Source organism: Curtobacterium sp. MCLR17_055 (assembly GCF_003234305.1).
GTDB classification, from domain to species: Bacteria; Actinomycetota; Actinomycetes; order Actinomycetales; family Microbacteriaceae; genus Curtobacterium; species Curtobacterium flaccumfaciens.
Window position 1 is genome coordinate 206,525 of record NZ_QKSX01000002.1, and the last position, 16,360, is coordinate 222,884.

General features: G+C 71.8%; 12 protein-coding genes. 9 read left to right on the plus strand and 3 right to left on the minus strand.

The genetic code is table 11. The features are described from left to right. The first annotated feature begins 191 nt into the window (after positions 1-191). Complete coding sequence (locus DEJ09_RS02875; protein ID WP_111087578.1) at positions 192-1,214, plus strand: cation diffusion facilitator family transporter; 1,023 nt, start codon at positions 192-194, stop codon at positions 1,212-1,214. Positions 1,215-1,559: 345 nt separating this feature from the next. Here DEJ09_RS02875 and DEJ09_RS02880 read toward each other — a convergent pair whose 3' ends face one another. After that, the gene (locus DEJ09_RS02880) at positions 1,560-2,159 is read right to left on the minus strand and encodes a TetR family transcriptional regulator (RefSeq protein ID WP_111087579.1); all 600 of its coding nucleotides are present in this window, start codon (positions 2,157-2,159) and stop codon (positions 1,560-1,562) included. A 32-nt stretch (positions 2,160-2,191) separates the two neighbouring features. On the opposite strand from DEJ09_RS02880, the gene DEJ09_RS02885 reads away from it, so the two are divergent. From DEJ09_RS02885 to DEJ09_RS02900, 4 genes are read left to right on the plus strand one after another with little or no spacing between them, the layout of a single operon-like run. Beyond that, positions 2,192-3,811, plus strand: coding sequence for an ABC transporter substrate-binding protein (locus DEJ09_RS02885; RefSeq protein WP_111087580.1), 1,620 nt, complete (start codon positions 2,192-2,194; stop codon positions 3,809-3,811). Positions 3,812-3,816: 5 nt separating this feature from the next. Continuing rightward, positions 3,817-4,812: an ABC transporter permease gene (locus DEJ09_RS02890; RefSeq protein WP_111087581.1), complete on the plus strand. Its 996-nt coding sequence runs from the start codon at positions 3,817-3,819 to the stop codon at positions 4,810-4,812. After that, positions 4,809-5,708 carry an ABC transporter permease gene (locus DEJ09_RS02895; RefSeq protein WP_111087582.1) on the plus strand — a complete coding sequence of 300 codons (900 nt, stop codon included), beginning with the start codon at positions 4,809-4,811 and terminating at the stop codon, positions 5,706-5,708. Before DEJ09_RS02890 ends, DEJ09_RS02895 begins: the two co-directional genes overlap by 4 nt. Further along, on the plus strand, positions 5,705-7,447 hold the full coding sequence (locus tag DEJ09_RS02900; protein WP_111087583.1) for an ABC transporter ATP-binding protein: 1,743 nt from the start codon (positions 5,705-5,707) through the stop codon (positions 7,445-7,447). Before DEJ09_RS02895 ends, DEJ09_RS02900 begins: the two co-directional genes overlap by 4 nt. Positions 7,448-7,597: 150 nt before the next feature. Here the strand turns inward: DEJ09_RS02900 and proP are convergent, their stop codons facing one another. After that, positions 7,598-9,160, minus strand: a complete 1,563-nt coding sequence (gene proP / locus DEJ09_RS02905) for a glycine betaine/L-proline transporter ProP (RefSeq protein WP_258373767.1) — start codon at positions 9,158-9,160, stop codon at positions 7,598-7,600. A gap of 288 nt (positions 9,161-9,448) precedes the next feature. Here proP and valS point away from each other — a divergent pair, with 288 nt between their 5' ends. Continuing rightward, positions 9,449-12,043, plus strand: coding sequence for a valine--tRNA ligase (valS, locus tag DEJ09_RS02910; RefSeq protein WP_258373768.1), 2,595 nt, complete (start codon positions 9,449-9,451; stop codon positions 12,041-12,043). 65 nt (positions 12,044-12,108) lie between these two features. Continuing rightward, a complete protein-coding gene (locus DEJ09_RS02915) occupies positions 12,109-12,360 on the plus strand; it encodes a hypothetical protein (RefSeq protein ID WP_111087584.1) in 252 nt (83 codons plus the stop codon). Positions 12,361-12,479: 119 nt separating this feature from the next. On the opposite strand, the gene DEJ09_RS02920 is transcribed toward DEJ09_RS02915, so the two are convergent. Beyond that, positions 12,480-13,319 (minus strand): alpha/beta fold hydrolase, encoded by an 840-nt coding sequence (locus DEJ09_RS02920; RefSeq protein WP_111030535.1) that lies wholly within the window; start codon positions 13,317-13,319, stop codon positions 12,480-12,482. A 122-nt stretch (positions 13,320-13,441) separates the two neighbouring features. On the opposite strand from DEJ09_RS02920, the gene DEJ09_RS02925 reads away from it, so the two are divergent. Then, positions 13,442-14,023: a TetR/AcrR family transcriptional regulator gene (locus tag DEJ09_RS02925; RefSeq protein WP_111087585.1), complete on the plus strand. Its 582-nt coding sequence runs from the start codon at positions 13,442-13,444 to the stop codon at positions 14,021-14,023. Between the two features lie 226 nt (positions 14,024-14,249). After that, on the plus strand, positions 14,250-16,274 hold the full coding sequence (locus DEJ09_RS02930; protein WP_111087586.1) for a M3 family metallopeptidase: 2,025 nt from the start codon (positions 14,250-14,252) through the stop codon (positions 16,272-16,274). Positions 16,275-16,360: the final 86 nt, after the last annotated feature.

Below are 16,360 nucleotides of genomic sequence, written 5' to 3' on the forward strand. Positions count from 1 at the left end.
GGTACCACCTCGTTTGCCGCCCAACGTGCGCTGTGCGACCACTCTGTGTCGGGGGTGGTGACGGTCCCGAACCCGCCCGGTTCTACTGACGGAGCCGCTGGTGCGCTCCGTGTTCTTCCGGAAGCTCCCCGGTGATGGCCGGATCGACGCTCTTGGAACACGACTTTACCGGACGGGAGCATGCTTGAGTGATGCCCGCAGAAGAACGCCCCGAGTCACTCGTCACCGTCCTGATCGCGTTCGGGGCGAACCTGCTCGTCGCGATCGCGAAGACGGTCGCCTCGCTCGTCTCGGGCTCGGCCTCGATGGTGGCCGAGGCGGCGCACTCCTGGGCGGACACCGGCAACGAGGTGTTCCTGCTCGTCGCCGAACGACGGGGCGGCAAGAAGCGGGACACCGCGCACCCGCTCGGGTACGGACGCGAGACGTACATCTGGTCGATGTTCGCCGCGTTCGGCCTGTTCACGGCCGGTGCGATCGTGTCGATCTACCACGGCATCTCGGAGTTCGGGGACACCGGGCCGGCCGAGGACGTCGTGCTCAACTACGTCGTGCTCGGGGTCGCGTTCCTGCTCGAGGGCACGAGCTTCCTGCAGGCGTACCGGCAGGCGCACGGCGCCGCGACGAAGCGCAGGGTCCCGGTGCTGCGGCACGTGCTGCAGTCGTCGAACCCGACGCTCCGCGCGGTGTTCGCCGAGGACGCGGCGGCGCTGATCGGCCTGGTCGTGGCGTTCCTCGGGGTGTTCCTGCACCAGGTCACCGGGCTGGCGGTCTTCGACGCGCTCGGCTCCATCGCGATCGGTGTGCTGCTCGGGGTCGTGGCGATCGTCCTGATCGACCGCAACCGCCGGTTCCTGCTCGGCGAGAGCACGTCCCCGGAGCTCGAGAACGCGGTGCTCGTCGAGCTGCTGGGCCGGTCGCAGGTCGAGCGGGTCACCTACCTGCACCTGGAGTTCGTGGGGCCGTCGCGGGTGTACCTCGTCGCGGCCGTCGACCTGACGGGCAACGAGACCGAGGAGCACGTGGCGGTGCGGTTGCGTGACGTGGAGCAGTCGCTCGAGGAAAGCCCGTACATCGAGGAGGCCGTCCTCACCCTGAGCTACCCGGGCGACGAGTCGCTGGTGCCGACCGACGGCGACGTGCCCGAGGTCGTGCGGGACGGGACGGCTTCGGACGTGGCGTCCGGTGGCGCGGGGACCCTGCGCACGGAGTGAGCGTCGACTGGGTGGGTGGCCGGCGGCGGAGTTCGTGTCGCAAGACGCCGGCGTGTCAGCAAGACGCCGCCATGTGCTCGAGACGCCGCCGGTTTCAGCGGCGTCTCGCCGTCGAGGCGGCGTCAGGTGAAGACGCCGGCGTGTTCCGTGGGCGACCGAACGTCGGACGGGAGGCGCGGTGCCAGGCCGCCACGGGCCTCCCGTCCGCCGCCCGTCACGTCCACCGCCCCGCGCGCGGCCCGTGGGACGCCGGCGTGTCAGCAAGACGCCGCCATGTGCTCGAGACGCCGCAGGATTCAACGGCGTCTCGCCGTCGAGGCGGCGTCGCGCGAAGACGCCGGCGCGTCAGCGGGCGTCGAGGCCCGCGACCACCGGGGTGAGCGCCGCCGCGACGTACTCGACGAGCGCACGGCGGCCGACCCCGTCGGTGACCCACACCCCGAACGCCGCGGCGGCGGCACCGAGCATCGCGCCGGACACCGTCTGCGGCCAGAGTGAGCGCGGCTGCTCCCCCGTGCGGCTGGCGACGAAGGCGGCGACGGCCTCGTGCTGCGCCGTCACCCGGACCGCGACGCCCGCCACCAGCTCAGGCCCGATGCCCATCACCTCGGCCTGCGCGACGGCCCACGGCACCCGCTCGGGGTCGTGGGCACGGGCTGCTGCGAGCAGCGCCTGCTCGACGGCCCGGACGACGCTCGGCTCGGTCGACGCGGCGAGGTACCCGGGCAGCCCGGCGACGGCGGCGTCGAGTTCGAGCCACATCACGTCGGCCTTCGCCGGGAAGTAGTTGAAGAACGTCGCACGGCTGACCCCGGCGCGGGCGGCGATCTGGTCGACCGTGGTGCGTCCGTACCCCTGCTCGAGGAAGAGCTCGGCGGCGGCGTCCGCGAGCACCTCGGCGCTCGAGCGTCGGGGTCGGCCACCGCGGCGGATCGGTTCGTCCATGGGCCCCAGTAAACCGCTAGACTCGTTCAGCCATGATCTTGGACTCAGTACAGAAAACCCTCACCGCCGTCGCGGGCGCCTCGGCGGTCCTGCTCGTCCTGGCTGCCTGCAGCGGACCGGGCACGAGCACCGGGAGCAGCACCCCGGTCGCGGGCGGCACGCTCACCTACGCCTCCGGCGACGCCGAACCGACCTGCCTCGACCCGCACGTCGGCGGCAACTACCCGCAGGCACTCCTGGCGACGCAGTACATCGAGGAGCTCGTCGGGCTCGAGGACGGCAAGCCCACGCCCGAGCTCGCGACGAAGTGGAGCACGAGCGACGACGGGAAGACCCTGACGTTCACCTTGCGTGACGACGTCTCCTTCACCGACGGCACCCCGTTCGACGCCGCCGCGGTCGTGGCGAACATCGAGCACGTGCAGGACCCGGCCACCGCCTCGAGCACCGGATACCTGGCGCTGCAGTCCATCACGAAGGCGACCGCCACCGACGAGCACACCGTCACGCTGACGCTGAGCCGACCGGACAGCGCGCTGCTCGAGTCCTTCTCGCAGCCCTGGGTGGGCATGGAGTCCCCGAAGGCGCTCGAACGGAAGCAGGCGACGAACTGCGAGTCCCCCGTCGGCACCGGCCCCTTCGAGGTCACCGGTTGGAAGCACGGCGACCGCGTCACCCTGACGAAGAACACCGACTACTGGGGCGCCACGAAGCCGCGCCTGTCGGGCATCACGTGGCGGTTCCTGCCGGACTCGACCTCGCGCTACGCCGCACTGCAGTCCGGCCAGGTCGACGTGATCGACAACGCCCAGCCCGACCAGCTCAAGGCCGCGTCGGCGAAGGGCGCCATCCGCGACCTCGACGCCCCGCGCCCCGGCGCGTCGAACCGGCTCGAGCTGAACTCCGGGCACGGGGTGTTCCGCGACGAAGCGGTGCGCCAGGCCTTCATCGCCGGTGCCGAGATCGACCCCGGCCTGCAGTCGCTGTTCCTCGGCACCGCGAAGCGCTCGTACTCGGTGCTCTCGAGCGCGGAGCCGCTCGCGTACTCGGAGAAGAGCCGGTTCGACTACTCCCCCACCAAGGCGAAGCAGCTCCTCGACGACGCCGGGTGGAAGGTCGGGTCCGACGGCATCCGCGAGAAGGACGGCCAGCAGCTCACCGTGACGTTCCCCGTCTCGACGAACCAGTCGGTGCCGGCCGAGCGCAGCCTGTTCCAGCAGATCCAGGCGTCCGAGAAGGCCGTCGGGTTCAAGGTCGTGCTCGACGAACTCGACCTGTCCAGCTGGTACGCCGCCCTCGCCGCGAACGAGTACGACGTCGTCAGCGCCCCGTACACGAAGGTCGGCCCCGACGTCCTGCGCATCCTGTACGACAGCGCGAGCATCGAACCGGCACCGTCGGGCTACTTCGCGAACCTGGCCCAGCTCGACGACCCCGCCGTCGACCGGCTGCTCGAGCAGGCCGCCCGCACCTCGGACGCCGACGAGCGCGCCGACCTGTACGAGCAGGCCCAGCAGACGATCCTGGCGAGCGACACGGTGCTCCCCCTGTACGACCAGCAGAACCACTTCCTGGTGCGCTCGGCCGTGCACGGCATCCGGACCACCCCGGTCTCGACGCCCTGGTTCGGCACCGCCTGGATCGACCGCTGACACGGATGCGATGGGTCTGGTGGGCCGTCCGGCGGCTCGCCGGGGGCATCGGCGTGCTCTGGGCCGTCGCGACGATCGTCTTCGTCGCGATCCGGCTCATTCCCGGTGACCCGGCGCTCGCGATCCTGGGCGGACCGGGCTCGCAGGCGTCAGCCGAGGCCGTCGCCCAGGTCCGCCACGAGTACGGCCTCGACCAGCCGGTCCTGGTGCAGTACGCGGTGTTCCTCGGACGCCTGGCATCCGGGCAGCTCGGCGACTCGTACGCCTTCCGCACCCCGGTCGCGACGCTCCTCGCCCAGCAGCTGCCCGTCACGCTGACGCTCGCGGTCGCCGGCCTCGTCGTCGCCTGGGTGCTCGCGATCGTCGCCGCCTGGGCCTCGACGCAGCGCGGCCGGATCGCCGCCGGGCTCACCAGCGCCCTGAGCGTCACCGCGAGCGTGATGCCGCACTTCTGGCTCGGCAGCGTGCTCATCGTCGTGTTCGCCACGTCCCTGGGGTGGGTGCCGGCGGTCAGTGACGGCACCGCGCGCGGCTGGGTGCTCCCGGTGCTGACCGTGGCCGTGCCGGTCGCCGGGTACCTGGCCGAGACCGTGCGCGACGGCGTGGTCGACGCGCAGCGCTCCGCCTTCGCACTCGCCGCCCGGGGCCGGGGTGAGACCCGCCTCGGCCTGTTCGGACGGCACCTGCTCCGGCACGCCGCCCTGCCCGGGATCGCGCTGTCCGCGTGGGCCTTCGGGTCGCTCGTCTCCGGAGCCGTGGTCGTGGAGTCCGTGTTCGCCCTGCCCGGCATCGGCCGTGCCCTGGTCACCGCGGTCACCCAGCGGGACATGCCGCTCGTCGCCGGCATCGCGATGGTGTCGGCGGCCGCGTACGTCGTCGTGCTGGCCGTGGCCGACCTCGTCGAACGTGCCGTCGACCCGCGCAGCACCGCACGGAACGCGGCCCTGCGCCCCGGTGGTGCGCGACGCCGTGAGCCCGGCCGTCCGGCGGGCGCGCGGTGAGCGGGATCGCCGACCCGGGCCTCCAGACCGGAGCGCCCGGCCACCAGACCGCCGCCGGCACCGAGCGCGTCCGTGGGGGGACGCTCGGCGCCGTCGGCATCGCCGCGGGGGTGGTCGTCCTGGTCGCCGTCGTGGCGGCGGCGTGGCCCGCCCTGCTCGGCGGCGGGGACCCGCTCGCGGTGCATCCCGCAGATGCCCTGGCCGCGCCGAGCGGCGCGCACCCGTTCGGCACCGACGAGTCCGGACGCGACGTCCTGGCACGGGTGGTCGCGGGGACCCGGGCATCGCTCGTCGTCGGCGTCGCCGCGACCCTGATCGGCGGCGGCGTGGGCGTCCTGCTCGGCGTCGTCGCCGGTCTCGGTGCCGGGGCCGGACGACCCGGACGACTGCTCGACGCCGTCATCGGCCGCGTCACCGAGGTCGCGTTCGCCCTGCCGCTGCTGCTCGTCGCCCTCGTCGTCATCGCCGTGACCGGTCCGGGTCCGGTGCCGGCGGTGCTCGCCGTCGGGTTCGCGACCGCTCCCGGATACGCCCGGATCGTGCGCGGCCTGGTCCGCGCCGCCCGGGGTTCGCAGGTGGTCGAGACGGCGGTGCTGCTCGGCCGCTCCCCCACCCGCACCGTGGTCCGGCACGTGCTGCCGACGGCGCTCTGGCCCGTCGTCGCCGTCGCCACGCTCGGGGTTGGGCAGGCGGTCGTGTGGGCCTCGGCGCTGAGCTACCTCGGGGTCGGCACGCCCCCGCCCGCGCCGGAGTGGGGCGCGATGCTCGCCGACGGTCGCACCTACCTGCAGACCGCGCCGTGGATGAGCACCTTCCCCGGACTCGCGATCGTGGTGCTCGCGACCGCCGTCACCGTGCTCGGCCGGGCGATCCGACGGACCGGGGCCGCGCGGTGAGCGCCGTCCTCGACGTCCGCGGGCTCACCGTCGCCATCGGCGGCACTCCGATCGTGCACGGAGTCGACCTGCGCGTCGACGCCGGCGAGTGCGTTGCCCTGGTCGGGGCGTCCGGCTCCGGCAAGACCGTCACCGCCCGCGCCGTGCTCGGTCTGTCCGCGCCCGGCGCCGCCGTGCACGCCGACGTGTTCACGGTCGACGGCGTCGACGTCGGCGGGTACACGGACCGGCGGTGGCGTCGGCTGCGGGGATCGCGGGTCGGCTACGTCGGCCAGGAGGCCCTGGGCGCGCTGGACCCGCTGCGCCCCGTCGGGCGCGAGGTCGCCGACAGCCTCCGCCTGCACACCGAGATGCGTGCGGCCGAGCGCGTGGACGCCGTGCGCGACGCCCTGGCCGCGGTGGGCCTCGACCCGGACATCGCGACCGACGGCCGGCTCGCCGGGACACTGTCGGGCGGGATGCGACAGCGGGCCCTCATCGCCGCGGCCACCGTCGGGTCCCCCGCGCTGCTGGTCGCCGACGAACCGACGACGGCGCTCGACGCCGGGGTCGCCGTCACCGTGATGGAACAGCTGCGGGCCGCGCAGACACGGGGCGCCGGACTGCTCGTCATCACGCACGACCTGGGGCTCGTCGCGGGGTGGGCCGACCGGGTCGCCGTCGTGCACGAGGGCCGGATCGTCGAGCAGGGTGCGGTCGCCGAGGTCTTCGCGGCGCCGCAGCACCCCGCGACCCGGGCGCTGGTGCGTGCTGCCGGTGCTGCCGCGGCGGCTGCGCCCGCGCCGGCGCACGGTGCCGATCTCGCAGACCGGTGCGAGGTCGATGGCTCCGTGCAGTCCTCTGACGATGCACCGAGCGGCCAACCTCGCACCGACCGCACGACTCCGCACCGTGCGCCGATCGGCAGCCGCGGCACCGAGCGGGCAACCTCGCACGGTGCGAGGGGCGGCGTGCTCGCGGCGCAAGGACTCTCGCGGGAGTACGACGGGGTGCTCGCGGTCGACGACGTGTCGTTCGGGCTCGAACGCGGCCGGGCGCTCGGGGTGATCGGCGCCTCGGGCTCGGGCAAGACGACGCTGGCGCGGATGCTCCTCGGGCTCGAGACGCCCGACGCCGGCGCGGTCACGCTCGACGACGAACCCTGGGTCCCGCTGCCCGAGCGCGAGCGCCGCCCCCGACGGCACCGGGTCGCGGCCGTCGTCCAGGACCCCGGCGCGACGTTCGACGAACGGTGGAACGTCGAGCGCGTCCTCGCCGACGCGTTCTCGCGCGGTGACGAACGGCGGGCACGCGGTGCGCTCGGCGAACGGGTCGACGCGGCACTGCGACAGGTCGACCTCGACCCCGTGCTGCGGTCCCGCTCCCCCCGCACCCTGTCCGGCGGGCAACGACAGCGGCTCGCGATCGCCCGTGCGCTGGCGACCGACCCCGAGGTGATCGTGCTCGACGAGCCGGTGACCGCCCTCGACGCCACGGTGCAGGACGCCGTGCTGCGGCTGCTCGAACGGCTCCGCGACGAGACCGGCGTGGCGATGGTGTTCGTGTCGCACGACCTGCGGGCGGTCCGGCGGATGGCCGACGACGTCCTCGTGGTGCACCGCGGCGCGGTCGTCGAGCACGGCCCCGCCGCCGAGGTCTTCGCGCGCCCGGCGCACCCGGTGACCGCGCGGCTGCTGCACGCCGCGGAGCGGCTGGCAGCGGGCCCCGCCGCGGGCACCGCAGCCGGCCTCGCGGGCTGAGCGACACTCCACGCGCGCTCGCACCCGTGGACTGTCGCTGCGCGCGTGACGTCACCGACGGCCCGGCAACGGCCAGGAGGCCCGGGGCGCGTTCCGAGACGGAACGTGCACCGGGCCTCCTGGCCGGGTTGCCGCGGGGCGGCCCCGTGGTCAGGAACCGGAGGGTTCCTTCTGGGCGTCGGCCGAGATGATCGGGATCTCGCTCGTCGAGAAGTCCTTCGCCCAGTCGGACTGCGCGAGCTCCGACGTCGGGTCGTTGTAGTCCTCGATCACGCCGGCGATCTCGTCCTCGGAGCCGACCGTCGGGCCGGAGCCCATGAGCGGGCTCGCGGCGGTCTCCTTGGTGAAGTACACCGCGACCAGGCCGATCACGGCGGCGAGCATCAGGTAGAACGCGGGGATGTCCTCGGCCCAGCCGTACCCGGCGTCCTTCGCGGCGTTGATGAGCGCGGCGGTCGCGAGCGGGGTGGTCCCGCCGAAGAGCGACACGGACACGTTGAACGCGATCGCCAGGGCGCCGTAGCGGATGATCGTCGGGAACAGCGCGGGCAGCGTCGACGGCATGGTCGAGGTGAACGTGACCAGCACGACGCCGAGGATCAGCAGGCCGGCGAAGACGCCGACACCGGTGCCGGTCTGGACCAGCTTGAGGGCCGGCCAGGACAGCAGGATGAAGCCGATGCAGCCGGCGGCGAGCACCGGACGGCGCCCGAACCGGTCGGACAGCCGGCCACCGAAGGTGATGACGACCATCATGAGCAGCATCACGATGACGATGAGGATCAGGCCGAACGTGGCGTTCTGGCCGAGGTTCTGCTCGAGGTAGGTCGGCATGTACGACAGCAGCATGTAGTCGGTCACGTTGAAGACCAGGACCAGACCGATGCAGATGATGAGCGAGCGCCAGTTCTCGGCGAAGAGCTTGAGGAACGGGGTCTTCTGGCCCTCGCGCTCGGCGGCCTGCTCCTGCTGCTTCTGGAACGCCGGGGTCTCCTCGAGCTTGAGGCGCAGGTAGAGGCCGATCAGGCCGAGGGGGCCCGCGACGATGAACGGGATGCGCCAGCCCCAGCTGAGCAGGGCGTCCTCGGACAGGCCGAACTGCAGGCCGGTGACGATCGAGGCGCCGAGCACGTAGCCGGCGAGGGTGCCGAACTCGAGCCACGAGCCCATGAAGCCGCGGCGCTTGTCGGGCGAGTACTCGGCGATGAAGGTCGCGGCGCCGCCGTACTCACCACCGGTCGAGAAGCCCTGCACGAAGCGGGCGACGAGCAGCAGGACCGGGGCCCAGAAGCCGATCGTGTCGTACGACGGGATCAGGCCGATCATGAGCGTGCCGGCGGCCATCAGGATCATCGTCAGCGCGAGGACCTTCTGGCGGCCGATCTTGTCGCCGATCGGGCCGAACACGGCACCGCCGATCGGGCGCACGATGAACGCTGCGGCGAAGAAGCCGAACGTGGCGACGATGTTCGCGGCGGGGTCGCCCTGCGGCAGGAACACCTGCGAGATGGTGACCGTCAGGTACGCGAAGATGCCGAAGTCGAACCACTCCATGGCGTTGCCGAGCGCGGCAGCCGCGACGGCACGCTTGAGCAGCGACTCCTCGACGACGGTGACGTCGTCCTTCGTCAGATCGCGACGAGCGCGCTTCGCGGCGCCCTTCGTGCGCAACGGCCGATCGCCGTGCGGGTGGGGTGCGTTGTTCGGTGCCAAGTCGTTCCTCCGGGGTGCGGTGCTTCCTTCGGGCGTCCGGCGGACGGCGACGTTGCAGCTCCTGCGAACCCTGCGCTCGCCGGACAAACCCAGGAAGACTAGCAGGCTCCGGGCGTGTCCGACAGTTCGGTGTGCTAGGCGCTGCTCGGTGATGGCCGCGTCCGACCGGTTCGTCCGCCTGCGTGCGCGTGCGCGGCCGCTACGATTGGGGCACCGCGCGTCAGGCGCGGAACACTCAGGCACCTCATCACGGACTCGGTGCCGCACACACGTACGGAAGGCACACCCATGACCAAGCCCATGCCCGAGAAGCCGAGCGTCGACGGACTGGAGCAGGTCTGGGGGCCGGTCTGGGAGCAGGACGGCACCTACCGCTTCGACCGCGACGCCGCCGGTCACCGTGACGCCGTCTGGTCGATCGACACCCCGCCGCCCACGGCCTCCGGCTCGCTGCACATCGGGCACGTGTTCTCGTACACGCACACCGACCTCAAGGCCCGGTTCGAGCGCATGCGCGGCAAGCACGTCTTCTACCCGATGGGCTGGGACGACAACGGTCTGCCCACCGAGCGCCGTGTGCAGAACTACTACGGCGTCCGCTGCGACCCGACGCTGCCGTACGACCCCGAGTTCACGCCGCCGTTCGAGGGCGGGGACGGCAAGTCCTCGAAGGCCGCCGACCAGCTGCCCGTGTCGCGCCGCAACTTCATCGAGCTGTGCGAGCGCCTGACCGTGCAGGACGAGCAGCAGTTCGAGGAGCTCTTCCGCACGCTCGGGCTTTCGGTCGACTGGACCCAGTCGTACCGCACCATCGACGACACCTCGCGGGCCAGCGCCCAGCGCGCGTTCCTGCGCAACCTCGAGCGCGGCGAGGCCTACCAGGCCGACGCCCCGACCCTGTGGGACGTCACGTTCCGCACCGCGGTCGCGCAGGCCGAGCTCGAGGACAAGGAGATGCCCGGCGCGTACCACGGCATCGCCTTCCACCGCACCGACGGCGGCGACGACGTCGTCATCCAGACCACCCGCCCCGAGCTCCTGCCCGCCTGCGTCGCCCTGGTCGCACACCCGGACGACGAGCGGTTCCAGGATCTCTTCGGCACCACGGTCCGCTCCCCCCTGTTCGACGTCGAGGTCCCGGTGCTCGCACACCACCTGGCGCAGAAGGACAAGGGTGCCGGCATCGCGATGGTCTGCACCTTCGGTGACACCACCGACGTCGTGTGGTGGCGCGAGCTGCAGCTGCCGAACCGCGCGATCATCGGCTTCGACGGCCGCGTGCGTTCGGACGAGCCCGCCTGGATCGAGTCCGCGACGGGCCGGGAGCTCTACGCCGAGATGGCCGGCAAGACCGTGTTCTCGGCCAAGAAGGTCGTCGTCGACGCCCTGACCGCGTCCGGCGAGCTGATCGGTGACGTCAAGACCATCCAGCACCCGGTGAAGTTCTTCGAGAAGGGCGACAAGCCCCTCGAGATCGTGTCGACCCGCCAGTGGTACATCGTCAACGGCGCGCGCGACGAGCAGCTGAAGAGCACGCTCCGCCAGCGCGGCGAGGAGATCGCGTTCCACCCGGACTTCATGCGGGTGCGCTACGACAACTGGGTCGGTGGCCTGTCCGGCGACTGGCTCATCTCGCGCCAGCGCTTCTTCGGCGTGCCGCTGCCCGTCTGGTACCCGCTCGACGCCGACGGCAACCCGGTGTTCGACCAGCCGATCGTCCCGACCGAGGCGCAGCTGCCCGTCGACCCGGCCTCCGAGCCCGCCCCCGGCTTCACCGAGGACCAGCGCGGCGTGGCCGGCGGGTTCCAGGGCGAACTCGACGTCATGGACACCTGGGCCACCTCGTCGCTCACCCCGCAGCTCGCGGGCAAGTGGGAGACCGACCCGGCACTCTACGACCTGGTGTACCCGTACGACGTCCGCCCGCAGGCGCAGGACATCATCCGCACGTGGCTGTTCACGACCGTGCTCCGCAGCCAGCTCGAGGCCGACGTGGTGCCGTGGAAGCACGCCTCCATCTCCGGCTTCATCGTGGACCCCGACCGCAAGAAGATGTCGAAGTCGAAGGGCAACGTCGTCACGCCGCTGTCCATCCTCGAGCAGCACGGCGCCGACGCGGTCCGCTACTGGGCGGCCTCGTCCAAGCTCGGCACGGACGCGGCGTTCGACCCGCAGAACCCGAAGCAGATCAAGGTCGGCCGCCGTCTGGCGATCAAGGTGCTCAACGCGGCGAAGTTCGTCTACGGCTTCCCGCTGCCCGAGGGCGCCACGAGCGTCACCGAGGCGCTCGACGTCGACATGCTCGCCGAGCTCGGTGCCGTCGTCGAGCAGGCCACCGCGGCGTTCGACGGGTTCGACCACGCCCGTGCCCTCGAGATCACCGAGCGCTTCTTCTGGACGTTCTGCGACGACTACCTCGAGCTCGTGAAGGAGCGCGCCTACGGCACCGCGTCCGACGCGACGCACGAGACGCAGGCGAGCGCGGTCCTGGCGCTGCGCGGCGCGATCTACGTGCTGCTCCGACTGCTGGCACCGTTCCTCCCGTACGCGACGGAGGAGGTGTGGGCCTGGACCCACGACACCAGCGTGCACCGGGCCTCCTGGCCGACCGCTGCCGACCTGCCGACCGACGCGGCCCCCACCGGGCTGCTCGCGGCCGTCGGGCAGGCGCTCATCGGGATCCGCGGGGCGAAGACGGCGGCGAAGGCGTCCCAGAAGACGCCCGTGACGCGTGCGGTCGTCGCGGCGCCCGCCGAGACGCGGGTGCTCATCGAGCGCGCGGCGGTCGACCTGGCGGCCGTCGGCCGCATCGAGAACCTGTCGTTCGTCGACGGTGACGAGCTCGCCGTCACCGAGATCGAGCTCGCGGAGCAGCAGGCGTAACGTCGCCTGTCCGGGCCGGGTCGCCTTGGTGACCCGGCCCGTCAACCACCGGACTGGAGGCACGGATGCAGTTGGGCACACGCTGGAACGTGGGTGGGGAGCCGCCTGCGCGACTGCCCGAGACGATGGTCGTCGCCGTGCGCGGGGTCGAGGACGAGCTCGCGGCGGAGTCCGTCGACACGGCGACGTGGGGCTGGACCCTGACGTTCCTCGAGGGCAAGCAGATCGTCGAGCTCGACGACGGCACCTCGATCCACCTCGACGCGCTCGAGCACGCCCAGGTGACGAACCCCGACGACGCGGGCGAAGAGGACTAGCGCGCGGCGAGCGGTTCGCTTGGAGTGCAGAAATGGTCGGGTCCCCGGTGGGAACCCGACCATTTGTGCTCACGATGCGGGCGCCCCCGCCGGGGACCGCCCGCGTGATCGCCGAGGGATCAGGACTCGGCGAGCCAGGTGCGCAGGACCTCGTTCACCTCGGCGGTGTGCGTGGTGAGCAGGCCGTGCGGGGCGCCCTCGATCTCGACGTACTCCGCCGCGGGCAGTGCCTGGGTGAAGCGTCGGCCGGTGGCGTCGATGGGCAGGATGTTGTCCGATGTGCCGTGCACGATCAGGGCGGGGACGGTGACCTTCGGGATGTCCTGGCGGAAGTCGGTCGGCCAGGTCAGGGGTGCTGCGGCGGACGCGATCGAGCCGGAGCCGGCCGCGATGTTCCAGGCGTTGCGGACCTGCTCCTCGGAGATGCGGGTGCCGAGGTTCTCCGACAGGTTGAAGAAGTCCTGGTAGAAGTTCGTGAAGTACGCGTAGCGGTCCTTCGCCACGTCGGCGGCGATGCCCTCGAAGAACGACATCGGGCCGGCGCCGTCGGGGTTGTCGTCGGTGATGGCGAGGAACGGCTCGAGCGAGGCGAGGAACGCGACCTTCGCGATCCGGTCCTCACCGTGGCGGCCGATGTAGCGGGCGATCTCGCCGGTGCCCATCGAGAAGCCGACGAGGATCACGTCGCGCAGGTCGAGGGTCGTCAGGACCGTGTGCAGGTCGTCGGCGAAGGTGTCGTAGTCGTAGCCGGTGGACGGCTGCGAGGACTGGCCGAAGCCACGGCGGTCGTACGTGATGACGCGGTAGCCGGCCTCGAGGAGCATCGGGACCTGCCCCTCCCACGAGTTGCCGTCGAGGGGGAAGCCGTGGATCAGCACGATCGGCTGCCCCTGGCCCTTGTCCTCGTAGTGGAGTTCGATGTCGACGCTGTTCTCGGTTCCGACGGTGATGGCACCCATGATCGTTCCTTCCCTGAGTATCGCGGAGAACGATCGTTCTCTGCCGATGTGGACTACAGTAGAGAACGCCCGTTCCCAGCGCAACTCGAGAACGGTGAACACTCAGGGAACGGGGTACACACATGGCCACCAGCACCGTCGAGCCGGACGTCCGAGCACACATCGTCGAGGTCGCGGACCAGCTGTTCTACACGCGCGGTATCCAGTCCGTGGGGATGGACGAGATCCGGACGGGCGCCGGGGTCTCCCTCAAGAAGCTGTACGCGGCGTTCCCCGGCAAGGAGCAGCTCATCGCCGCGGTGCTCGCCGGCCGCCACGACATGTGGGAGCAGGGCGTGCACGGCGCGGTCGAGGCTACGGCCAGCCCGCGGGACAAGCTCCTGGCGGTCTACGACTTCCTGGAGTCGTGGTTCGGCGACGACACGTTCCGCGGCTGCGGGTTCATCAACGCGTTCGGCGAGCTCGGTGCGACCTCGCCCGCCGTCGCCGAGATCGCGCGCGAGCACAAGGACTCGTTCCAGCAGTTCGTGCAGCGCCTCACCGCCGAGGTCGTCGCCGACCCCGAGCACGCCGAGGAACTCGCCGCGCAGCTCGCACTGCTCGCCGAGGGCGCGCAGACCACCGCGGCCATCGCCGGCACCACGGCGCCGGCCGCGCACGCGCGTCGTGCCGCGGTGACCCTGATCGACGCCGCGATGCGCTGACACGCGATGCGGGGCGGTCGGGAGGCCCGTGGCGGCGCCGCCACGAGCCTCCCGTCCGTCTGTGGGTCGCTTCGGGCGCGGGTGCGCGTGCCGGGTCGTTCCGGGCGTCCCTGGTCGTTCCGGGCGTACCGGGTACGTTCTTTCGACCAGGGACGCCCGATCCCGCTTCCCAGTCCGGGTGTCATGGGAAGGAACGGACTCCAGCACCCGTGCATAGGGTGGGCAGATGGCAACCCCGTTCGACGTCCCGAGCACCCTCCCCTACGCCCTGCCGCCCTTCGGCGACGTGCGACTCGAGCACTACCGACCGGCGTTCGAAGCCGGCATGGCCGAGCAACGCGCCGAGGTCGAGGCCATCGCCACCGACCCGCACGCCCCGACGGTCGAGAACACCCTGGTCGCACTCGAGCGATCCGGGCAGCTGCTGACCCGCGTCAGCCACGTGTTCTTCACGCTGTCGTCGGCCGACTCGACCCCGGAGCTGCACGACCTCGAGGCCGAGGTCTCCCCGCTCCTCGCCGCCCACCGCGACGCGATCACGCTCGACTCCCGTCTGTACGCCCGCGTGCAGGAGGTGCTCGACGGCGCCGAGGCCGCCGGGCTGACCGGTGAGGCGCTGCGCCTGGTCGAGCGGACCCACGCCGAGATGACCCTGGCGGGCGCGGGCCTCGACGACGCGGGCAAGGAGCGTCTGACCGCGATCAACCAGGAGCTCTCGACCCTCACGACGACCTTCGAGCGGAACCTGCTCGAGGACACCAACGACTCCGCCGTGCACGTGACGAGTGAGGACGAGCTCGAGGGGCTCGACGACGGGGCGAAGTCCGCCGCGGCCGCCGCTGCCGCGGACCGGGGTCTCGACGGCTGGCTCATCACGCTGCCGCTCTACACCGGACACCCGTGGCTGTCCTCGCTGGCGAACCGCGACCTGCGCGAGCGGATCATGCGCGCCTCGCTCGCCCGCGGTCGTCGCGGCAACGAGTACGACAACCGCGATGTGCTGCTGCGCATCGTCCGGCTGCGGGCCGAGCGCGCCGAGCTGCTCGGGTTCCCGAACCACGCCGCGGTGGTCACCGCCGACGAGACGGCGAAGACCCCCGAGGCCGTCGACGGGCTGCTGTCCTCACTCGTCGGCGCCGCCGCCCGGAACGCCGACGACGAACGCGCGGTCCGATCGCGCACGGTCGGGTTCGACATCGAGTCGTGGGACTGGGCGTACGCCACCGAGATCCTGCGTGGCGAGCAGTTCGCCGCGGACAGCACCGCGCTCCGCCCGTACTTCGAGGCCGACCGGGTCCTGCACGACGGGGTCTTCCACGCCGCCGGTGTCCTGTACGGCCTGACCTTCACCGAGCGCCCGGACCTGCACGGCTACAACGACGAGGTCCGGGTCTTCGAGGTCACCGGCGACGACGGCGAGCCCGTGGGGCTGTACCTGCTCGACCTCTACACGCGTGACGGCAAGCGCGGCGGCGCGTGGATGAACCCGGTCGTCGAGCAGTCCGAGCTGCTCGGCACCCTGCCCGTCGTGGTCAACAACCTCAACGTCGCGAAGCCGTCCGCCGGCTCCCCCACCCTGCTCATCCAGGACGAGGTCGAGACGCTCTTCCACGAGTTCGGCCACGCCCTGCACGGCCTCATCGCCCGCACCACCTACCCGCGGTTCTCCGGCACGAACGTCGAGCGGGACTTCGTCGAGTTCCCGAGCCAGGTGAACGAGATGTGGCTGTCGTGGCCGTCCGTGCTGGCGAACTACGCGAAGCACCACGAGACCGGAGCACCCCTGCCGCCCGAGCTCGTCCTGGGGCTCAGCGAGGCCGAGGGGTTCAACGAGGGCTTCGGCACGACCGAGTACCTCGCCGCAGCGCTGCTCGACCAGGCGTGGCACCGGCTCTCGGCGGCCGACGCCGCGGCGGTGACGTCCGTCGAGGACTTCGAGCGCTCTGCGTTGGAGTCCGCCGGCATCGCGGTCGAGGCAGTGCCGCCGCGCTACTCGTCGACGTACTTCGCGCACACGTTCTCGGGCGGGTACGACGCCGGCTACTACGGGTACATCTGGTCCGAGGTGCTCGACGCCGACACGGTGGAGTGGTTCCGCGACAACGGCGGGCTGGACCGGGAGGCCGGCAAGCGGTTCGCCGAGCGTCTGCTCGGGGTCGGCGGGGCGAAGGACCCGCTCGAGGCGTACCGGGACTTCCGCGGCCGCGACGCCGAGGTCGGCCCGCTGCTGCGGCGCCGCGGGCTCGAGTAGGCGCGCCCGCGCAGGCCGCCGAGCGCCTCGCACCGCACCACGAAACGGACACAGCACCACGGAATCCCGTGGTGCTGTGTCCGTTC